General features: G+C 47.6%; 11 protein-coding genes. 6 read left to right on the top strand and 5 right to left on the bottom strand.

The genetic code is table 11. The features are described from left to right. The first annotated feature begins 57 nt into the window (after positions 1-57). The 3 genes from tsaE to M1L52_RS10575 are packed head-to-tail and all read left to right on the top strand — an operon-like array spanning position 58 to position 4,397. Positions 58-465 (top strand): tRNA (adenosine(37)-N6)-threonylcarbamoyltransferase complex ATPase subunit type 1 TsaE, encoded by a 408-nt coding sequence (gene tsaE, locus M1L52_RS10585; protein ID WP_248614965.1) that lies wholly within the window; start codon positions 58-60, stop codon positions 463-465. Between the two features lie 39 nt (positions 466-504). Continuing rightward, positions 505-2,385 carry a rhamnogalacturonan lyase gene (locus M1L52_RS10580; RefSeq protein WP_248614964.1) on the top strand — a complete coding sequence of 627 codons (1,881 nt, stop codon included), beginning with the start codon at positions 505-507 and terminating at the stop codon, positions 2,383-2,385. Positions 2,386-2,429: 44 nt separating this feature from the next. Beyond that, positions 2,430-4,397 (top strand): glycoside hydrolase family 97 protein, encoded by a 1,968-nt coding sequence (locus M1L52_RS10575; protein WP_248614963.1) that lies wholly within the window; start codon positions 2,430-2,432, stop codon positions 4,395-4,397. Between the two features lie 140 nt (positions 4,398-4,537). On the opposite strand, the gene M1L52_RS10570 is transcribed toward M1L52_RS10575, so the two are convergent. Genes M1L52_RS10570 through axeA1 form a run of 3 tightly spaced genes read right to left on the bottom strand, consistent with a single transcriptional unit; the run spans position 4,538 to position 11,756 of the window. Further along, on the bottom strand, positions 4,538-5,626 hold the full coding sequence (locus M1L52_RS10570) for an AI-2E family transporter (RefSeq protein ID WP_248614962.1): 1,089 nt from the start codon (positions 5,624-5,626) through the stop codon (positions 4,538-4,540). A 12-nt stretch (positions 5,627-5,638) separates the two neighbouring features. Continuing rightward, positions 5,639-10,240 (bottom strand): cellulosome protein, encoded by a 4,602-nt coding sequence (locus M1L52_RS10565; RefSeq protein WP_248614961.1) that lies wholly within the window; start codon positions 10,238-10,240, stop codon positions 5,639-5,641. Positions 10,241-10,295: 55 nt separating this feature from the next. Beyond that, entirely contained in the window at positions 10,296-11,756 is a 1,461-nt protein-coding gene (gene axeA1 / locus M1L52_RS10560; protein ID WP_248614960.1) for an acetylxylan esterase AxeA1, read from the bottom strand. Positions 11,757-11,920: 164 nt separating this feature from the next. On the opposite strand from axeA1, the gene M1L52_RS10555 reads away from it, so the two are divergent. Next, positions 11,921-12,646: a M15 family metallopeptidase gene (locus M1L52_RS10555; protein WP_248614959.1), complete on the top strand. Its 726-nt coding sequence runs from the start codon at positions 11,921-11,923 to the stop codon at positions 12,644-12,646. A gap of 38 nt (positions 12,647-12,684) precedes the next feature. Continuing rightward, a complete protein-coding gene (locus M1L52_RS10550; RefSeq protein WP_248616073.1) occupies positions 12,685-14,004 on the top strand; it encodes an MATE family efflux transporter in 1,320 nt (439 codons plus the stop codon). A gap of 666 nt (positions 14,005-14,670) precedes the next feature. On the opposite strand, the gene M1L52_RS10545 is transcribed toward M1L52_RS10550, so the two are convergent. Next, positions 14,671-16,134, bottom strand: a complete 1,464-nt coding sequence (locus M1L52_RS10545) for an aminoacyl-histidine dipeptidase (RefSeq protein WP_248614958.1) — start codon at positions 16,132-16,134, stop codon at positions 14,671-14,673. Beyond that, on the bottom strand, positions 16,131-17,126 hold the full coding sequence (locus M1L52_RS10540; protein WP_248614957.1) for a lysylphosphatidylglycerol synthase transmembrane domain-containing protein: 996 nt from the start codon (positions 17,124-17,126) through the stop codon (positions 16,131-16,133). Before M1L52_RS10540 ends, M1L52_RS10545 begins: the two co-directional genes overlap by 4 nt. 285 nt (positions 17,127-17,411) lie before the next feature. On the opposite strand from M1L52_RS10540, the gene M1L52_RS10535 reads away from it, so the two are divergent. Beyond that, the gene (locus M1L52_RS10535; RefSeq protein WP_248614956.1) at positions 17,412-18,095 is read left to right on the top strand and encodes a DnaJ domain-containing protein; all 684 of its coding nucleotides are present in this window, start codon (positions 17,412-17,414) and stop codon (positions 18,093-18,095) included. Positions 18,096-18,162 lie beyond the last annotated feature (67 nt).

Raw genomic sequence — 18,162 nt, 5'->3', positions numbered from 1 at the left:
AAAACTGCCACTATGTCTAAAAAAAAATAGTACTTTTGCACCATAATAATAAAGAATATGGAAATAAAGATTCAGAACTTAGACAATATACGCGAGGCTGCGCGCGAATTCATAGACAACATTGGAGAAAACACCGTCTTTGCTTTCTACGGAAAGATGGGGGCAGGCAAGACAACCTTTGTCAAAGCCATCTGCGAAGAGCTGGGAGTAGAGGATGTAATAACCTCGCCCACGTTTGCCATTGTGAACGAGTATGAAGCGCCACAGAAGACCATCTACCATTTCGACTTCTACCGCATAAAGAAGCTCGAGGAGGTCTATGACATGGGCTACGAGGACTATTTCTACAGTGGAGCACTCTGCTTCATAGAGTGGCCGGAGCTGATAGAGGACGTGCTGCCAGAGGATGCCGTCAAGGTAACCATAGAGGAATGTACAGACGGTTCGCGAAGCGTGAAATTCTGACAATCAAAAACAAACTAAACTATAACTAAGACCAAAGAAATGAAACCATTAGTACTACTTTCCACACTGCTACTCGCAAGCTCAATGGCATGCGCACAGACAAAGTACAACCTGAAGAAGATGAAGACCGAGGCCCTTGACAGAGGGGTCGTGGCTGTAAGACTGCCTGACGACAAGGTGGCTGTGAGCTGGCGAATATTGAGCGATGACCACAAGCACGAGGCTTTCGATGTGTACAGAAACGGTGAAAGGCTCACAGCACAGCCAATGACTAAGGGCGGCGCGTTTTTCATTGACGAAAAACCTCTGAAGAACGAGGATGCCACCTATGAGGTAAGGGTGACAAATGCGAAGCATGGCACGGTGGCACCCGTGGGCTCGTTCTCTCTTTGTTCCGACGCACCAATAGGCTACTTCACTATACCACTGTCAACGCCACAGGGCGAAGGCAGGACGCGATATACGGCCAACGATGCCAGCGTGGGTGATGTGGATGGTGACGGACAATACGAGATATTCCTGAAATGGGAGCCAACAGACGCTCACGACAATGCTCACGACGGAATGACATCGCCAACCATCTTCGACTGCTACCGTCTCAATGGTGAGAGGCTGTGGCGAATAAACATGGGGCGCAATATACGCAGTGGTGCACACTATGTGCCGTTCATGGTCTATGACTTCGATGGCGACGGACGCGCAGAGATGATGGTGAAGACTGCCGACGGAACCACAGACGGACAAGGAAACGTTATTGGCGACGCATCTGTCGACTATCGTAACCAGAAAGGACGCATATTAAGCGGACCAGAGTTCATCACCGTGTTCGACGGACTGACAGGACGAGCCCTCGACACAAAGCCATATATACCAGAGCGCGGACGCTTAGCAGCATGGGGCGACAGCAAAGGCAACAGGTCGGAGCGCTATCTTGCAGCAGTGGGCTATCTGGGAGCAAAAGACGCCAACGGGAAGATGACTGCCAGCGCCATGTTCTGCAGAGGCTACTACACACGCACAGTCATCGCAGCATGGGACTGGGACGGAAAGGAGCTAAGGAACAGATGGACATTTGATACCCACGAGCCCCAATGGGCAGCCTACGCAGGACAGGGCAACCACAACCTACGCGTGGCTGATGTTGATGGAGACGGGATGGACGAGCTGACCTATGGCTCAATGGCAATAGACCACGATGGCAAAGGACTATACAACACTGGCTTCGGACATGGCGACGCGATACATCTGCTGGCAGACCCAAAGACTAACCGTCTGTATATATGGGACTGCCACGAGAACAAACGCGACGGATCAGACCTGCGCGACGCTGCCACAGGAAAGGTGGTGTTCCAGATAAAGAGTCGCACAGACGTGGGACGCGCAATGGCTGCCGACATAGACCCAACGAACTACGGCGTGGAGATGTGGTCAACAGACAGTCACGGAGTAAGGAACATGAAAGGAGAGGTGGTGAGCACAGCTAAAGACCCCAAAGACCCACAACACGATAACACCCTGATTATCAACGGAAAATACCTGCCTGTAAACTTCGGCATCTGGTGGGACGGCGACCTGCTACGCGAGCTACTCGACCACGAGACGGTGTGGAAATACAACTGGCAGGAGAAGTCGATAGCCCGCTTGCAGAAGTTTGAAGGCTCGTTCAACAACTGGACAAAGTCAAACCCATGTCTGTCTGCCGACATCTTGGGCGACTGGCGCGAAGAGGTAATCATGCGCAATCGTGAATCTACAGAGCTGCGCATATACATTACTCCCCACCCCACGGACTATCGCATAGACTGTCTGATGCAGGACATACCCTACCGTCTCTCTGTGGCAACACAGAACGTAGGCTACAACCAGCCATCAGAGGCAGGCTATTATATTGGTCCAGACAGAACCGACTATCTGAAATAACAAGAACCATTATATTACCTAATTAAAACTATTAGATAAAAAACATGAAAAAACTAGTTCTATCAATGATGCTCCTTGCGCCAGTCTTCATGGTTGCCAAGGACGTGAAGATTACTTCACCCAACGAGAAACTTGTAGTGACAGTCAATGACGACGGAGGCAAGCTGACCTACTCTGCCACCTACGAAGGCAAACAGGTAGTGCTGTCATCAGCCCTCGGATTCAAGTCAAACATCGCCGACTTCACGAAAGACATCAACATTCTGAACGACAACAGCGGACAGAAGGCAAAGACAATGAAGTACTCACTGCGCCAGACAAAGGCATCGGACATCGTTGCCAATGGAAGCTCTGCTATCATTAGCGTGGAGAACAAGAAAGAACAGCGCATGGATGTGGAGTTCTTCGTGAAAGACAACGACATTGCCTTCCGATACTTCATACCAGAACAGAAGAGATCGCACGCAAAGTGCATAGTAATTGAAAGCGAGACAACAAGCTTCCTCCTTCCTGACGGAACAACAACATTCATCTGCCCACAGATACACCCAGGAACAGGCTTCGAGCGCACAAAGCCAAGCTACGAGGAGGAATATGTGCCCGATGACGCAATGAACAAGCCATCGCGCTTCCATCAGGGCTATACCTTCCCATGTCTGTTCAAGGAGACCATAGACAACGCCCCCTACTGGGTGCTCATCTCTGAGACAGGTGTCACAGGCGAATACTGCGGCTCTCACATCAGCGACTTCAAGGCTGGACAGGGCTACACCATCGCTTTCCCACAGCAGGGCGAGAACAATGGATTCGGCTCTACCACAGCATCGTTCTCTCTGCCAGGAAACACCCCTTGGCGCACCATCACCATCGGCTCTTCGCTGAAGCCCATCGTGGAGACCACCATTCCTTACGACGTGGTTAACCCACTATACAAGCCAACAGAGGACTACAAGGCAGGACGCTACACTTGGAGCTGGCTCATCTGGCAGGACAACTCTATGAACTGGAATGACCAGATAAAGTTCATAGACCTCGCTGCAGAGATGGGTTACGAGTATATTCTCGTGGATGCTCTCTGGGACACTCAGGTAGGTCGCGACCGCATGCCTGCTCTCTCAAAGTATGCTCAGAGCAAGGGCGTGTCGCTGCTCCTCTGGTATAACTCTAACGGTAAGTGGAACGATGCTCCTCAGGGACCACGCAACTGCATGGACAACAGCATAGCACGTGATCGCGAGATGGCATGGATGAAGAGCCTCGGCGTGAAGGGCATCAAGGTTGACTTCTTCGGAGGCGACAAGCAGGAGACCATAAAGCTTTATGAGGACATTCTTTTCGACGCAAACCGTTATGGCATACAGGTTATCTTCCACGGCTGCACACTTCCTCGCGGATGGGAGAAGATGTATCCTAACTTCGTATCGTCAGAGGCTGTGCTCGCCAGCGAGAACGTGTTCTTCTCAGAGCACCACGCCAAGCAGGAAGGCTTCGAGCTGACCATGCATCCCTTCTGTCGCAATGCTGTGGCTTCAATGGACTGGGGCGGCGTGATAATGAACAAGTTCCTGAGCCGCGACAATAAGAGTCGTCACAAGCGCTACACTACCGATGCCTTTGAGATTGCCACAGCATTCACTAACCAGGCTGCCGTGCAGTGTGTTGCCATTCAGCCCAACAACCTCAACGAGTTGCCACAGCAGGAGATAGACTTCCTGAAGCAGTTGCCGACCACATGGGAAGAGACACGCTTCATTGATGGCTATCCTGGCAAGTATGTCGTGATGGCTCGCCGTCATGGTGACAAGTGGTATGTTGCAGGCCTCAACGCAACAAAGGAGCCAGTGCAGCTAACCATCGACACCAAGGAACTCGGACTGACACAGCAGCTCACAGACCAGGTGGACAAGAAGACCAAGGAGGTGAAGAACGCAGAGATTCTGCCACTGAAGTCAAACAAGAAAGGACTGGTTAAATTCACCATGCAGCCTAACGGTGGCATAGTGATGTTCTAAACATCATAAAACCATACAAAAATAGGGCATCAATCGATGTCCTATTTTTTATCTTCTCACCTCTAACCTCTCACTTCTAACCTCTTACCTCTAGCCTCTAACCTCTTACCTCTAACCTCTTACCTCTAACCTCTAACCTCTCACCTCCAACTACTCTTCTCGTGCTTAATGAAATAGCGCTGGTAATAGTTCAGGAGAAGTGTGGTAAGTGGCAAGGCGATAATCATGCCAAGCATGCCAAGGAGCGAGCCCCAGATAGACAGCGACAGGAGGATTATGGCAGCATTGAGACCTGTGACATGTCCCATAATCTTTGGAGTGAGGAAGCCATCCTGAATGAGTTGCACCACAGCAAAAACTATAAGCACAGAGAGCATGATGAGCCAGAAATTCTGACCTGTGTCGGCACTCTTGACAAGAGCAAGGATTATGCACGGAATGAAACCAAGGGTCTGCAGATAGGGCACCATGTTGAGCAAGCCAATGAACAGGCCGAGAGCAATAGCCATGGGGAAGTCGATGATGAGAAAGCCAATGGAGAACAGTACACCCACGATGAAGGCTATGAGACCCTGACCACGGAAATATTTGTTCATGCCTTCCTCAACATCATTCAGAAGCTGGACTGCGAAAGGACGATAGCGTGCAGGCAACAGGTTGGGCCATCCATCAGAAAGCTCTTCATAGTCAATGAGAATGAAAAGCGTATATAGGAAAATCATGGTGAGGGAAAGGATGCTACCCAGCAAACTTATTGACTGAGCTATGATTGACCATATCTTTGGCATGGTCTCCTTAACGCTGTCCATGAAGCCATCATGCGTCACGATGGCTTTCAGCTGTTCGGCATCAGTATTCTCGCGAATAAACTCCTGTATCTTCAACGGTATGCTGCTTAGCATGCTACTACCTTCAATATACTCGATGATGATGTCCTTTATACGGCCACCCTCTTCTATCATAGGCGGAACAATGAGAAAGAATAGGCCTGTGAAGAATGCAGACACCACAAGGAAGGCACAGATGATGCCTACGATACGGAATCGAAGACGACAGGTGTATTGGAAGAATCTCACAAGCGGAAAAAGCAGATAAGCTATCAGCCACGCCACAAAGAATGGTAACAGCACACTGCTCAGCCTATTGAGCAACATTACTATACCAACAACGACTAACACTCCCAAGACTCCACGCACAACGGCGTCAAAAGTTATCTTCTTCGATTCCATATCTATATAGTTTTATTTTATTTCCTTACATCCTACAATGCGGCCATTGACCATGCGGCCTACGACATAGACACCTGCAGGAAGGGCGTTAAGAGCATTAGTCCTACGCACACCACTACGCACCTTGCGTCCGTCAGTAGTGAATACATCAACTATGGCGTCGTCACTGAACATCATGTTGTCAACACCAACATACTGGTTGTTCACCACCAACTTGCCATCGCTATTGAGAAGCGAGGTATCGAAGCCGTATAGCCTGCCATCATCAGAAAGACATTTCACCACGACCTCACCTGTTGCTGAAGAGTAACCTGAAGTGAAGACCTGAAGCTCATCACCTTCGCTGAGTTCGCGTCCTGATGGCACATGCACAAGAATGGTGTCACCATTATGGGTGATGCTGCCAGTAACAGCGAGCCGTGTGTTGCCTGTTGTCTTGCCCAGTTCGACAAGAACAGTTGAGCCACTGCTTAGAGTGAGGTTATTCTTTATGCGAAGCTGACCTGTGGTAACCGATGCCAAACCACCACGGACGATGCCACCCTTCTGTACTGTTACTGATGAGAGCATGCCTGTGCCAAGCAGCGTGCCACCATTGCCAACAGTAATGAGAGCTGAGGTCATGGGAGCAGTATCGGCACTACGCATCTCGAGTGTGCCTCCGCTGACTGTCATAGGTGATGTGTGGCCACTCGTCTTAAGAGTAAGTCTACCCTCGCCTACTTTCTCCACTCGCTGTGCCTTCAGAAGTCCTACAAACTCTGTATCAGCACCAAGGTAGCCCACCTTGAAAATGCTTGAAGAGCCACCAAGGACAGCATCGGTAGCAGTAGAAGAAAGAGAACCAATCTTTGTCGTTGCTGCGACCTCGCTTCCACCACCACTGGCGAAATGAGCAACATAGCTGCCTGCACCAATGGTGAGTGCGGTCTTGCTCATATCGGTAACATTTTGCATCAGGCGCACAGCATCATTGTCAGAGTCGCTATTCATTAATGTAAGCTGACCTTCGAACTTACTGAAGTCGGCACCAATGTCACAACGCACATAGTGAGTAAGAATAGTAAGAGAGCCTTTGCCAAGGAACGAGCCGTTAATCTTGCTGCGACGTGAGCCATTAATAGTATTCGTAGTGCCTTCAATAACTGTTGTAACATGATTGAAAACAGGAATGGTGCTTGTGCTGTTGTTGCTAATCTGATGAACCTCACCACCAGCAAGAACCATGGGCGAGCCAGAGCGTCCGAAGGTAGAGTTCCATGCGCCCTGAGCAATAACACCTTTCTTTACTATGACGCCTGCAAAATTGTTAGCACCTCCATAAGTGAAGTTCAGCTGTCCTGGACCATCCTTCACAAGATAGCCACTACCTTTAACCTGTCCTTTAAGAGACAGAGAACTATTTGACGAGGAAATAGTGATTGTGGCAGTATCTGTAATGGTAATAATGTGATTTGTTGCCTGATTATCTTTGCTAAGAACGAGTGTGCCTCCATTGAGAACGAGGTTACCTTCAGATGCTGTAGAGGCGCCAATGGCACTCTTCTGTCCTCCATCATAGAAATTGGGAACGGTGAGCTTACCTCCATTTACGATGGTAGCACCTGTATAGTCACTATACTTCATGTTGAGCGTCACATCGGCCATAGCGTTGACTGTTATGCCACCATTACCCGATATGCCTCCATCGCCGGAAAGGACATATTTTCCAGCATCGAACGATACTCCGCCAACAGGTAATGACTCATTAATAGTGATATTTTTGTTAGCACCCTGGGCATTGAACACCACAGTATCGCCTGATACGAAAGGTGTGGCAGACGACAGCAGAGAGAAGTTCTTTGCCTTGAAGTCCCACACGCTGCTCTCGGCTCCAGTCCACACGACATTGTCAGCCGGCTTACGCGAACCATTTATAATAAGGAGTAACTGTTTCCCTTCTACTGCGAGATCGTAGTTGATGCCTCCAAGTCCACGAACTTTCAATTTTGAAGGGTCGCATGTCAACGTGCCTGTACATTCTGCCAATTTGTATGTTGCTGCATCGCCATTAAGAAGATTGACAGTAACATAGTTTGTCCCCTTGAAAGTGAGGTCGCCTTCAACAGAAATGTAAGAAGACACAGGGATCGTTTCTAAAGAATTACCAATGAAGCCTGCTGTGATTTCCAAATAGACCTCTCCAGGAAGAGTCATGCTCTTCTTCGATACGATAACTCCCTCTGGATCATTGTCATTGCCTGGCTTCAAGCGGCATCCCTCATAGTTAAGGGCACCTTCAAAGTTGATAGTATCAAGAAGTGTTGCGTTGCCTGCCAACGTACCACGAGCACGCAACTCAACAGGACCACTAATTGTTCCATTAACACAAAGTGTACCCTCGCTGATGAGGTTAAGACCTGTATGGCCTAAGTCGCAAGACCATGTAGCCGTGCCCTGCAATGACTTTATAAGCTGACCATTGCCTGTTGTGCCAGTTCCTTCAAAGGAATAGTCATGACCACGAGGATTCATTAAGTAGATTACTGTTGGAGCTTCTCCATTGACAGCAACAGGCTGGTCGTTATCACCTTGAATATCAAACATGACACTCTTACCACTTACCATTGTGTTTCGCTCGTCAGCTGTAAAGACAGGTGGCAATGGTGGCATAGGCATGCCTCCGCCAAGATAGTAGCCTGTGTTAGGATGCTGATAATAGCCACGAGTGGTACAGTCGCCACGATAGTGAGGATCCTGTTGCAGACAGTATATACTATAAGATGTGGGGATATTAGTGGTGTAGCCTGTGAGACCAGTAGAGCTGCTTCCATTCTGTTTGGCAAGGATAATCTCTTCACGCCAGTCACCTACGAGGTCACCCATGAAGGCAGGACGAGTGCCTGTGCCTCCATGAGTAGCCCAGCTACTCTCTTGTGAGAACTCAACAAGGCGATCACCCAAAACGCGAGTAATCATGATGTTGGTGTCCCAGCCAGAACCACCTGGGGAGTTGATCCATTCACGCTGAAGACGTCCGTCCCACCAGATGCCTTCAAACATTGAGCCTGTACGTGTCTGACCGGTTTTCTCGCCCTTGCAGTCATAGACGAACTCATCAGCATAGCTCAGAATCTCATAGCCTTTGTGCGAAGCATCAATATCGAGACATGCGCCACGACCAACATCATAGACTGAAGGAAGATACCACTCTTTTATGCGCTCTGCAGTACGAGCATCATAGAGGCACTGTCCGAGGAGAGCACTTTGCTGAATGGCAAAGCCCTCAAGACCTGGACGATCTGGATCAATATCGCTGATTATGAAACGGTCTCCATGAGCCAATCCTGTTGACACGAAACGATCTTGACGCGGATTAACGCCATAGCCTCCAGCCCACATCTCGTCACAGCCATCACCATCGCTGTCAAGGATACGAATCTGATGGAACTCAGCACATCCTGGTCGCTTTGGATTTCTTACCCACGTAGAGCTGTGATGCCAGTTGGTTGCCGTTCCATCATTCCAATCATAGTCCCATGACAAGATATATCCATGATGCTGTCCACTGTTATCACGGTTCTCACATTCCATTACAAGCGAAGGATGTATTCCATCGAGATAGGCAATGCCATAATGGCCTTCCATTGCGCCATAGCCAAAATTCATGTAGTCGGCACGATTGTCTCGACGATAAGCGTCACCATTAGGTTCAGTCAACTCTGTGTACTTCAATTCGTTATAAGCCAGTTCAGCACCTGTCTCACCATCTATGACAGATATGTAGAACGGTGGGTTGCGCTTCGTCTGAGTGCGATAATCAACTATTCCGTCATTATCGATATCGGCAGTAGTGCTGCCTCCAACATATTTTCCCCAAGTATTGTTCTGCTTGTCCCAAAAGCGAGTGCCATCGCTGGAACGGATAATAACCTCGCAACGTCCGTCACAGTTGATGTCGTAGGCAAGGACCATATCGTTCTGACCACTACAGATGTTAACGTTTGGTCCCATATCGACAGTCCATAGCAACGTGCCATCAAGACGATATGCCTGAATCTTATGCGAGGTGGTAGAGGTATTCTCACCGCCCTCTTCACTATCACTGGAACCAGCATACAGACGATCAGCAACGACAGCATCAAATTCGCCATCACCATCGAGATCCATTGGCCATACGTATTTCGTTCGATAGTCATTACGCTGAAGGACTGTGTTGTCAAAGTCGAAATTGAACCACACGTTAGGCCAAGACCTAGTGGTATATAGGAATGGCTTACTAATCTCTCCCTCCACGCCATCGGGAGTGATAGCAGAGACTGCATATTCTGTGTTGTTGGTAAGTGTCGTAGAAAGGCAGGTCACCTTCAGTGGCGAAGCGTTGATCTTTGTGTAGGAAGAAGCGCCTTTAGCTCTCTTATACACATTATAAGTAGTGCCCTCGGGCTCCTCAGCGAGTTTTCGCCAAGAGATGAGTGACCCCTGTCCACCCTGAGATGTAACACTTCGTCCGCCTGTGCGGTTTACTGCAACTACCGCACGACCAGTCTTCTGCATCAGTCGTTGGGCAGAAGATGTCAGCGGAATCAATAGCATTACTGCTAAAGAAATGATGAAATTTCGATTGATTGTCATTTTGTAGATAGTTATGGTATAAAATTATGTAGTTTGTCTTGTAATAACGAAGTTTCTATTTCTTTATTGCATCGGCAATAATCTCTGCCATGCGGCGAGCACCCTTGTCTGTGGGATGAATGCCGTCACCCTGCATATTTCCGTCGTCAATGGAGAAGAGGCTGTTGAGGTCAATAATGGTTAGACCATTCTTTTCTGCCACACGACGAATAGCGGGTATTACTTCATTGGTGATACAATTGCCAGAGATGCCCCACCTATCGCTCACAGGCTTAATGGGTGTGCAAAGGAATATGCGGGGACTGTCGACACGCTTCATTTTCTTAGTAGCTTTGCCTTTCTTGTTCAGCACAGGCACCATAGGACAGAGTGAGTCAATCATCTGCTGCATGTTAGCCTCAAACTCGCTGCCATACTTCCAGTTATAATCTTTAGAGTCATTGGTACCAAGCTTTATGATGACAATATCAGAAGAACCATCTTTCTTACCTGGCGCGAGGAAGCCAAGAGCATCCTTCCACGCCTGTTCATTCATATATGGATAGTCACCTTTATTCAGCATGGTGCGTGCGCTGACGCCAAAGTTCTTTACGTCGTAACCACTACCGAGGATGCGCTGCAACTGAGCAGGATAGCCAAGACGCTCTGACATGTCGATACCCATGCCATCGGTGATGCTGTTGCCAATGCAAGCCACTCTGATAGCATCAGTCTTTGGTGCTTTCAGGTCGCGAAGCCACTGGTCTAAGTCAGCAAGCATCTGATTATGATACTTGAAGTTAGAACGGAAGCCAAAACCATGACCACCAGAGGTATAAACATGTAGCGTACAATCATTGCCAGCGCGACGCATAGCTGAATAGTAAGCGATACCATTGGTAACAGGTGGAACAGCACGATCGTCATTTGCCAGAATGATGAGGGCAGGAGGAGTGAGGTGACGACGAACGGCGTTGAAGTTTGAGAAACTCTTCACGAGGTCCTTGTCATTACGATTATCACCTAGGAATCCCATGACAGAGCCACGATGAGTCTCGCGCTCGTTCATAGACACAACAGGATAGAACAGTATTGAGAAGTCTGGACGCTCAGCCCATTCATTATGCGTGGACATGGTAGAAGCAAGATGACCTCCGGCCGAGAATCCCATGATACCCACATCACGAGGATTAATCTTCCATGCATCAGCAGAGTCACGAACAGTACGGATAGCCATGCGAGCATCGCTCATCGGAATGTTTCTATCTCCATTGGGCATGCGATAGGTAAGCACGAAGTAGGCAATGCCTCGCTTATTGAAGAACGATGCCCAATCATGACCTTCGTTCTGCATTGACAAATGACTATATCCACCTCCTGGGCAGTCAACAATTGCACGACCAGTAGGATTATCGGGCAGGTAGGCTACCATGTTTGCCTTACCATCAGGAGTAATGTTAAAGGTAAACGTTCTGTTTGTCTGGGCAAACACGACGGATGCCACGGCTAAAAGACCAGATAAGAAAAAATGTCTCATAAGGAATATCTATTTAGGTTTACACGTCATATTTTAGTTTATTGGCCACAAAGTTAAACATTATTTATCTATTCTTCGTCAAAGAGCTATGAAATTATTCAAATAATGCAGTAAGTTTCTCAGTTTTTATTACCTTTGTCCCAATATTGATAAAAATGATTTCGATGAAACAATTATTCATTTGTTTTCTCATTACCATAATCACGACGAGTGCCACCCCACCCGACAGTTCAATACTTAAGGAATGGCGTGCAGGACAGACCGTGACAACAGAGGCTATCACGGCTTATGGCGGAGTGGACAAATGTTTCGTCAGCGAGCCGATACCAGACACTATCTGGGAGAAAATGCAAGGCAAGAGTTATAAGGCCAATCCATACATAGGGCGTGACGATTTGAGATACCTTCGTGTACTCCATTGGGACTACGACAGGCGCACACATCTTGGAGAAATGGTTTGCAACAAGGCTATAGCCGACAAACTGCTCTACATTTTTAGGAAGCTCTATGACAACCACTACCCAATAGAACGCATGGTGCTGCCCGATGTCTATGATGCCAATGATGAACAACAGATGAGAGCAAACAACACATCATGCTTTTGCTATCGTTCTGTGGCAAAGAGCAGCCAGCTATCAAAGCATGCACAAGGGTTAGCCGTTGACGTCAACACCCGCTACAACCCATACATAAAGAAACGACGCGATGGAAGCCTCCACGTACAGCCATCGACATCGGCCGTTTTCTGTGACCGTTCCCGTTCTTTCCGCTACAAGATAACGAAAGGCGACCTCTGTTATCGTCTCTTCAAGGAACAGGGATTCACATGGGGCGGCGAATGGCGCACTTGCAAAGACTATCAGCATTTTGAATTAAGAAACGAGAAGTGAAAAGCGACCTGTTATCATATATTCGCGAGGGACGGCCAATGACTCGCAGCGAGAAACTGCGGTTGATTGTCAATCTGAGTATCCCCAGCATACTGGCACAGATCTCCGCCACGGTGATGTTCTTCATCGATGCAGCAATGGTGGGACATCTTGGAGAGCGTGCTACAGCTGCCATAGGCATTGTCGAGACAACGACATGGCTCATGGGCGGATTGGCATCGGCAGCATCACTTGGATTCTCTGTACAGGTAGCACACTTTATTGGTGCCAACGACTTCGAGAGTGCACGGCGAGTGTTGCGACAGAGTCTCATCTGCTGTCTCATTTGGAGCGCCATGCTCTCATTTATCTGCATAGCCATCCACACACGACTACCATTTTGGCTTGGTGGTAATGATGATATTGCGTCTGATGCTTCTCTCTACTTCCTAATAATCGGAATCGCAGGAATGTTCTTCCAAATGGAAGGACTGGCTGGCTCAATGCTCAAATGTTCTGGTAACATGAAGATTCCGTCGGCATTGAACATAATGATGTGCGTGCTCGACGTAGTGTTCAACTATTGCTTCATCTATATCCTGAATATGGGCGTTGCAGGTGCAGCACTTGGAACAGCTTTGGCAGAGCTTATCACAGCAGCGCTGATGCTCTATTTCCTGCTTATACGCAGCGATATGCTCAGCCTCAAAGGTCGCCCAGGTTCATTCCGTCCTGAAGCCCAAACGGTGAAGACCGCCATAAAGATTGGCGCACCTATGGGATTCCAGCATCTGCTGATGGGTGGCGCTCAAATAGTTAGCACAACTATCGTCGCTCCTTTAGGGACAATAGCCATTGCTGCCAACTCACTCGCCATCACCGTTGAGAGTCTTTGCTACATGCCTGGCTACGGCATAGCTGAAGCAGCAACGACACTTATAGGCCAAAGCATCGGCGCTGGACAGAAAGTGCTGACGCGTTCTTTTGCTTATATGTCAGTTGGACTGGGCATGGTTGTCATGACCATAATGGGTGCCCTGATGTTTATCTTCGCTCCAGAGCTGATGTCAATAATGACGCCAGTAGGAGAAATCATTAGCCAAGGAGCTGTTGCTCTGCGCATAGAAGCCTTCGCAGAACCAATGTTCGCTGCCATGATTGTAGCTAATGGTGTATTCATTGGTGCTGGCGATACTCTCATCCCTGCAATAATGAGTCTCTCGTCAATGTGGGGAGTGCGTCTTACACTTGCTGCATGGATGGCTCCACGCTTCGGACTGAAAGGTGTGTGGATAGCCATGGCCATCGACCTAACATGTCGAGGAATCGCCTTCCTCACCCGACTGTTTCAGGGCAAATGGATAAAAGAGAAACGATGATATCTCTGCTTTAGTAGAATAAAAAACTCGAAAACATATATAACGAATAATCCTCGAAAGCACCTATAACGAAAGAAGCAACACCAAGGTAAAAACCTTAAGTGCTGCTCTATTCGATATTAATAACTAAAAACTTTCATTTTATTAAGCCTTGAGGGTTTTCGGTTCCCTATCTTTCTCGGGACGTCCCCCCTCGGCATTGCAGTACGCGTCGTCTCGACGCCCCTGCTACATCTTCTGTTATCCTTAATCCAATCTTTCTTTTCTACCTTTCAGTAACTAACACCTTAATCCTGAATCTAATAACAATCTTTACCTAATCAAAAACCAACTTTACCTATCAAAACTTTTCAAAACTAATCCTTAATACTAACTTTCTAAAACTTTCTCTATTCAAAAATCTTTCTTACCTATGAAGTTTCTAATACCTTTACCAATCTTTCACCTAAAACTAAATTCTCTATTGAAGATCACTTGTCATTCTTTTTGTTTGACGATGCAAAGGTAAGAAGTTTTCCACACCCATGCATAACATTTCATTGCTTTTCTCGAAAAAATTTGCTTATTATTGACACAAATCAATATAATTGTGTGCGAACACAACAAAATTGTGCCCGCACACACGACTATTATAGTCTTATTATGATTATTGTCACACTTCACTTCTTATTTAGCAGGAACATCTGCCAAAGTTTTCTTCAGAAGTTTCCAGAATGGCTCAACCGTTTCAATAAGAGCACGTTCTGTTGTAGTATGAGGTGAGCGCATAGTAGGACCAAGGCTTACAACATCGAGATGAGGATACTTGCCAAGGATTACTGAGCACTCAAGACCAGCATGGTCAACCTGTATGATGCCTTCCTGTCCGAACAGCTCCTTATACTCTTTCAGCAAGAGGTGCAGAATCTCTGAATTTGGGTTTGGATCCCATCCGCCATAAGAACCTGCGGTCTTTACCTTCATGCCTGCCATAGAGAAGCAGCTTTCAAGAGTCTTGACAACATAGTCCTTCATATCCTCACGACTAGAGCGAGCGAGAATCTTCAGGGCAGCGCTTCCACCCTCTATATCGATGATGGCAAGATTAGAAGAAGTCTCCACTACGTCAGGATAGCTTGGAATCATGCGGATAACTCCATTGTGGCAACCATAGATAGCGTTCACCAGATTGTCCTGTATCTCAACAGGTACCTCAGTCTTTGGTGTCTCCACATCTTCCACCGTTATCTCAATACCCAGAGTCTCAATAGTCTTATACTGGTCGCGGAAGTCTTCCTGCCATTCAGCAGCAAGTTCCTTCAACGCTGCAACATTCTCCTTAGGAAGAGTGAGCACAGTCTCTGCCTTGAAAGGAATAGCATTTCGCATGTTACCTCCATGCCAGCTGGCCAGACGAGCCTCACACTCCTCAATGAACTCACGAACCATCTGTACCATAAGCTTATTGGCATTGCCACGACCTTCATGAATCTCCAAACCAGAGTGTCCTCCACGCAGTCCCTTTACAGTAACACGCACAGCAGCATCCTCACTATCGGTCTCCACCTCTTTATAATCAAGAGTAGCAGTTACATCAATGCCTCCTGCAGAGCCAATAACGAATTTTCCCCAGGTCTCTGAGTCAAGATTCAACAGAATATCACCATGTAGCTCACCTTCTGGCAGGTCGTTGGCACCATACATGCCTGTCTCCTCGTCGGCTGTAATAAGAGCATCAATAGGTCCGTGAACCAGCGTCTTATCTTCCATGACAGACATTATGGCAGCTACACCCAGTCCATTGTCGGCACCAAGAGTAGTACCTTTTGCCTTCACCCATTCGCCATCAATCCATGGCTCTATAGGGTCGGTCTCGAAATTGTGCTTAGACTCAGGTGTCTTCTGTGGAACCATGTCCATGTGAGCCTGAAGGATTATTCCCTTGCGGTTCTCCATACCTGGAGTTGCAGGCTTGCGGAACACTATGTTTCCAGCAGGATCCTTGAATGCTTCCACGCCAGCTTTCTTACCAAAGTCGAGCAGGAACTGCTGAATTTTCTCCAGATGACCTGATGGACGTGGAACCTGTGTCAAAGAATAGAAGTTGCGCCAGATGCATTCTGGCTTAAGGTTTTGAATTTCGTTGTTCATAGTTTTACTGTTTTAGTGATATGAGGGATGAAGCTCAGCCGAGCCCATGCCCACATGCCTATAATTATAACAAGAATTGTCTGCAAAGTATGTACCACGAGAACAAAGGCAAGTGCTTTCTCGTCCTGAACGCCATAAAGGATGAGCATGGTCTTTACAGCGAAATGCCAAGGCCCTGCGCCATTGGGAGTCGGTACGATTACTGCTATAGACCCCACGACGAAAGAGACGAGTCCACATGCCAGTCCGAGGTCTGAAGTAAAGTCGAAGCAGAAGAAAGTGAGATAATAGTGAAGGAAATAGCTCAGCCATATACCAATGGTGAAGAAAAGGAACAAAGGCAGGTTCTTCACCTTGCGAAGCGACAGCACTCCTTCAAGTATTCCGCTAAGTGTTGCCTTCACCTTATTATATATAGATAAGCGTCTCAACAGCATGTATAGCAAAATCATCGCCGCAATACCGCAGAGGAATGTTACGAGATAGCCTGTAACAGAGAACGACTGGAATATTCCGCTTACCGATGTGCCAGTACGCTCGAAGAAGGTGCCAAACACGCTCATCTGGAAGAGAAGCGTTGAGCCTGTGACCAACAATACAACGATGGAGTCAACGGCACGCTCTGTCACAACGGTACCAATGGCTTTTGAGAACGACACCCCATCCCATCGCTTGAGTATGGCGCAACGCATAAACTCGCCGATACGAGGAATAACGAGCGATGAGGCATATGACATGAATATTGAAGAGACTGCCACGCTACTGCGCACCTTTTCCCCTGTCGGTTCCAGCGTCTGTCGCCAGCGCCATCCGCGAAAAGCCTGTGCCAGCACTCCAAACGGCAACGACAACAGCATCCATGTCCAGTTCATCTCATGCTGTATCATATATATAATATGGTCAAGGTTCTCACCACGATACATCCAATAGAGGATGCCTCCACCGAGAACCAGCGGCATCAAAACATTTATGATGTTACGAACTATCTTCATATCAGATGGCAAAGTTACGAAAAGTCGAGAGAAGAACAAAACAAACGCGTTTGTTTTTTCTTCCGAGACGGAGTAACATCGCGACTTTGTCGCAAAGTTACAAAAAAACGAGAGAAGAACAAAGAAAATCACATTTTCTTTTTCTTCCGAGTGCCTGTAACTTCGGCGAAGCCAGAGTTACAAAAAAACGAGAGAAGAACAAAAAGAAAGCATGCTTTTATTAATTCTTTGTATTTTGGCATATTTTTTGCAGTAAGATTTTTAAAAAGAAAGGAGAAACAGACTATGGCATTTGTAGATTATTACAAGATTCTAGGGGTCGATAAGACCATCCCACAGGCAGAAGTAAAGAAGGCATACCTGAAGCGTGCCAAGCAGTTTCATCCCGATCTTCATCCTGATGATCCTAAGGCTAAGGCAAAGTTCCAGGCGCTTAACGAGGCTTATGCTGTTATAGGCGACGAAGAGAAGCGTCGCAAGTATGACCAATATGGTGAGAACTGGAAGCAGGCCGATGCTTTTGGCGGCAATGGTTCTCCCTTTGGTGGTGATGGCAGCGGTTCTCCGTTTGGAGGTTTTGACTTCTCTCAGTTCTCTGGCGACGGCAATGGTCATTTTAGCTCGTTCTTTGAGAATCTGTTTGGTGGTGGCGGCTTCCGTGGAGGCAATCCATTTGACAGCAACTCTGCCCATGGATGTGGCAATCCGTTTGGTTGCAACCCACAAGAACAGCAGGTCTCAGTAAACATAGACCTCTACACCGCCCTACTTGGTGGAGAGATTATCGTCAGTCTCAATGGCAAGAAGCTGCGCTTGAAGGTAAAGCCTGGCACACAGCCTGGCTCTAAGGTAAGACTTCCCAACAAAGGACAAGGTGGAGCCAATGTCATTCTGACATATAACGTTACTCTGCCAACAAATTTGTCTGAGCGTCAGAAAGAGCTGCTCATGCAGATGCGTAATGCTTAAAAACGTTTAAGTGCTCCACGCTTCACAGCGTAGAGCACTTTATTAATAGGTATTAGTCTTTTTAAGG

Source organism: Prevotella sp. E13-27 (genome assembly GCF_023217965.1).
GTDB lineage: Bacteria > Bacteroidota > Bacteroidia > Bacteroidales > Bacteroidaceae > Prevotella.
The sequence above is the reverse complement of the archived record's forward strand: the minus strand, read 5'-3'. Positions and strand labels throughout refer to the sequence as shown.

Excerpts from the sequence above, each read along its gene's own strand:
- tsaE (WP_248614965.1), top strand. The coding sequence starts at position 58 with ATGGAAATAAAGATTCAGAACTTAGACAATATACGCGAGGCTGCGCGC.
- M1L52_RS10580 (WP_248614964.1), top strand. The coding sequence starts at position 505 with ATGAAACCATTAGTACTACTTTCCACACTGCTACTCGCAAGCTCAATG.
- M1L52_RS10575 (WP_248614963.1), top strand. The coding sequence starts at position 2,430 with ATGAAAAAACTAGTTCTATCAATGATGCTCCTTGCGCCAGTCTTCATG.
- M1L52_RS10570 (WP_248614962.1), bottom strand. The coding sequence starts at position 5,626 with ATGGAATCGAAGAAGATAACTTTTGACGCCGTTGTGCGTGGAGTCTTG.
- M1L52_RS10565 (WP_248614961.1), bottom strand. The coding sequence starts at position 10,240 with ATGACAATCAATCGAAATTTCATCATTTCTTTAGCAGTAATGCTATTG.
- axeA1 (WP_248614960.1), bottom strand. The coding sequence starts at position 11,756 with ATGAGACATTTTTTCTTATCTGGTCTTTTAGCCGTGGCATCCGTCGTG.
- M1L52_RS10555 (WP_248614959.1), top strand. The coding sequence starts at position 11,921 with ATGAAACAATTATTCATTTGTTTTCTCATTACCATAATCACGACGAGT.
- M1L52_RS10550 (WP_248616073.1), top strand. The coding sequence starts at position 12,685 with ATGACTCGCAGCGAGAAACTGCGGTTGATTGTCAATCTGAGTATCCCC.
- M1L52_RS10545 (WP_248614958.1), bottom strand. The coding sequence starts at position 16,134 with ATGAACAACGAAATTCAAAACCTTAAGCCAGAATGCATCTGGCGCAAC.
- M1L52_RS10540 (WP_248614957.1), bottom strand. The coding sequence starts at position 17,126 with ATGAAGATAGTTCGTAACATCATAAATGTTTTGATGCCGCTGGTTCTC.
- M1L52_RS10535 (WP_248614956.1), top strand. The coding sequence starts at position 17,412 with ATGGCATTTGTAGATTATTACAAGATTCTAGGGGTCGATAAGACCATC.